This is a genomic window from Coleofasciculus sp. (genome assembly GCF_046539235.1).
Classification (GTDB): Bacteria; Cyanobacteriota; Cyanobacteriia; order Cyanobacteriales; family Coleofasciculaceae; genus Coleofasciculus.
Genome location: NZ_JBKHHI010000549.1, coordinates 1 through 3,645, shown reverse-complemented (window position 1 = coordinate 3,645; position 3,645 = coordinate 1). Strand labels below are relative to the sequence as shown.

Sequence of the window (3,645 nt, the reverse complement as noted above, 5' to 3'; positions counted from 1 at the left end):
CCCCAACACCATTCGTGATAGCCATCGATTCCTTGGCTCAATAACAGTCGTAACCCGTAAGACTCAGCTACCTCTACCTGATGTTGGATAGCAACCGGACCAATCCAACTGGTAAAAGTGACTCCAGAATAGAGTTGTTCGGGTAATCCAGGGGAAAGGCGTTGAGTCGGTAACCACTGGCGCAACTTCTCTGAATGCAGCAGACTGTCTCGGATAACAGTATGGGGAGCTTCGAGTTCAATGCGGAGGTGACTTTGTTGAAAGGTTCCCAACATAATCTGTGTCCAAAAACAATAGGTCTGTTGCTCAAGAGTGTAACTCTCGATATTACATTATATTAATCCTTTTAATCCTGATCGCCAGGGAAGGCACGGCTGTGAATCCATCACCGACTATCATATCAACGGTGCGATCGCGCCTTATGCCAACGACCCAACCTAAAATAAAAAGGGAGTATGTTAAGAAGTGTAAGGTTGATACATGGCTGATCAGTTAATTCGCGCCACAGCAGCAGAAGGGGGTATCCGCGCCGTCGGTGTGATTACCACGCGCCTCACTGAAGAAGCCCGCCAGCGCCATCAGCTCTCCTATGTGGCAACGGCTGCCCTAGGGCGCACAATGTCATCTGGCTTATTGTTGGCGTCTAATATGAAGCGGGAAGGGTCAAGGGTGAATATTCGGGTCAAGGGAAAGGGTCCCTTGGGCGGAATTTTGGTTGATGCGGGCTTAGATGGTACGGTTAGAGGGTATGTGGATAACCCTGCCATTGAACTACCGCCCAACGAATCTGGCAAACTTGATGTTGGCGGTGCAGTTGGGCGTGACGGTTATCTGTATGTGATCCGAGATGTGGGATATGGCTATCCTTATTCCAGTACAGTAGAACTGGTGTCGGGAGAAATTGGCGATGACATTGCTCATTATCTGCTCACATCTGAACAAACCCCATCAGCACTGATTGTGGGTGTATTTGTCGGCGCTGATGGCGTAACTGCATCGGGAGGGTTATTAATCCAAATTTTACCGAAAGCGGCTAACGACGAGTCTTTAGTGCAGATTTTGGAATCTCGCATCGCCAAGCTATCCGGATTCACACCCCTGTTGCAGGAAGGTAAAACGTTACCGGCTATCTTTGAACAGATTTTGGGTGATTTGGGCTTGGTAATTCTGCCAGAAATTCAAATGGTGCGTTTTGACTGCGGTTGCTCGTTTGATCGCGTTTTAGGAGCGCTAAAGATGCTAGGTGAAGCCGAACTTCGGGATATGATTGAAAAAGACGAAGGCGCTGAAGCAACTTGCCACTTCTGTGGGGAAGTTTACCAAGCGAGTGGAGATGAACTAGCTCAACTGATTCAGGATTTAAAAGCTGAGTCCGTTTGATCGAGATTGAGTTAGGGGAATTGGGAATGGGAAAGGTAAGAGTTGATTGCCTCTAATGAACACCAATTTGGATAGTTTTCGCCCTAGGAGGTATGGCGTTTGTGATTAGATATAAGAGCAATCATTCTCATCTTAACGGCAACTGTCCTAGCTCCCATTCCCGATCGAGTCTCAGGGAGAATATAGCGTTTTCTGTCTAACGAGAGTAGTATTGCAACAACTGAGGGTGCTATAAAACCCACAGCATTAGGCTTAGCGAGTGGTGGAGTGAGTTATGACTAAAAATCGAAAAATGCCCGATCATTGGTATGCTACTCGGTCTTCCCAACCCCGTTGGAGCCAAGATTGGCAACACCAGAGGAATGCTGTTGATCCTCATCGGGTCAGACATTCAACCTCTCATCGTCAAGCCACTCCCCAACCAGTGACGACGAAACCAGCCGCCCCTTCTCCTCAACAGCCGAAAGAACCAAAACGACGCTTTACATTCGGTTGGGCATTTTGGGTGGTGGTGATTATGATGGTTTCAGGGGGGATGGGATTTGCCTCTGTTGCCCTTTTGCTAAAGCTACCAGCCGTGCCAAATTGTCCCTCAATTTTTTGGCCCACGGCTTCGGCTTCGGTGCGTATCTATTGCGCCCAGCTTGCAGCAAATAAGCGCACCACCAAGGATTTGCTAGAAGCGATCGCACTCATAGACGCTTTACCCAAAGACCACCCCTTACGCCCAGAAATTAACCGCCATATCGAAGAGTGGTCAGTGGAGATTTTAGCGATTGGCGAAGAAAAGTTTCAAGCCGGTCAGCTAGAGGAAGCGATTGAAATTGCCAACCGGATTCCTAGAGATGTGCCGGCGTTTACGCTGGTCAAAGAACAAATTAAGGAATGGGAAACGCTGTGGCAAAAGGCTTCAGGAATTTATGAACAAGCCGAGGAACACCTGAGACAGTCCAACTGGACATTAGCATTTCGAGAAGCGGTCAAGCTGACAACGATAGATAATCAGTATTGGGCAGCCGTCAAGTACAACCAACTCGTGGATCTGATTCAAATTGGACGAGACGATAGTCAGAAGCTGGATGAAGCTTATCAGCTAAGTAAAACGGGTCGAGTTGATGATATTTTAAAGGCGATTGAAGCGGCTGAGAAAATCACGCCCAAGAGTTTTGCCTACAAAGAAGCTCAAGATTTAATTGCTGAGAGTGGGAATAAATTACTAAAACTAGCGACAAGTCGCTTAGAACAACGGAACTGGCAAGGGGTGTTAGAGATTGCCAATAAGTTACCCGCTAGCGTGAAATTACCAGACGTCAAGGCAGATTTAATTGACTTAGCCAATGCTATATCCCGTGCTGAATCGGGAAGCAGTGGGGATTTAGAAATCGCGATCGCGTCGGTTCAGAAACTGAGTCCAGATCGTCCTCTGTATGATAAAGGTCAGGAATTAATTGATCGATGGCAACGGGAAATTGAGGACGTAGCTCGACTGGAACGAGCAAGGGCGTTTTCCAGTTCTGGGCTAATTAACGATTTACAGATTGCGATCGCAGAAGCCAAACTGATTCCCAACCGCAATCCCCGCTACCAGGAAGCGAGGGCGGAGATTAGCCAATGGACTCGTCAGATCCAAACCATAGAAGATCAGCCCTATCTTGATCGCGCCACCCAAATTGCCAGCTTTGGCGGAGTCCAATCCTTACGAGAAGCCATCCAAGAAGCCCGTCGGATTGCCCCCAATCGCGCTCTTTACTCAGAGGCGCAGAGTAAGATCAAAGACTGGACACGCACGGTTCAACGCCTAGAAGACCAACCCTATATTGACCAAGCTCGTACCCTTGCCAACTCCGGCAATCTTTCGGCTGCGATCGCGGCGGCTGAACAAATCAAATCCGGACGGGTACTCTATGGGGAAGCACAAAGCCTGATTAAGGGCTGGAAAACAGAAGTTTTGGGACAACAGCGCTTGCAACAAGCCTATCAAGCTGCCACTCCCGGTACCCCCGACGCCATTGTGGAGGCAATTCGTTTAGCCAGACAAGTTCCCAGTTCCGCCAAAGTTAGAGGTGATGCAGTCTCGGCGGTTAATCGCTGGAGTTATCAACTGTTGGCTCTAGCTCAAGATCGAGCTGCTCTTAGCTTAACAGAAGCGATTCGACTGGCTAAAATGATTCCTTCAGGAACCGAAGCCTACAATGCGGCTCAAGTGCAAATTCAAGGGTGGCAAAAGATTTTAGAACCGCCTCCTCCCCTTGTCGTGGTTCCTCC

General features: G+C 48.5%; 3 protein-coding genes. 2 read left to right on the top strand and 1 reads right to left on the bottom strand.

The features are described 5' to 3' along the window. Positions 1–275 (bottom strand): hypothetical protein (locus tag ACLFWI_RS28375; protein WP_446415713.1); only part of this gene is annotated, 275 nt, incomplete at its 3' end. A 205-nt stretch (positions 276–480) separates the two neighbouring features. Here ACLFWI_RS28375 and hslO point away from each other — a divergent pair. Next, on the top strand, positions 481–1,380 hold the full coding sequence (hslO, locus tag ACLFWI_RS28370; RefSeq protein ID WP_446415712.1) for an Hsp33 family molecular chaperone HslO: 900 nt from the start codon (positions 481–483) through the stop codon (positions 1,378–1,380). 274 nt (positions 1,381–1,654) lie between these two features. Beyond that, on the top strand, positions 1,655–3,645 hold a 1,991-nt coding region (locus tag ACLFWI_RS28365; RefSeq protein WP_446415711.1), incomplete at its 3' end, for a chromosome segregation ATPase.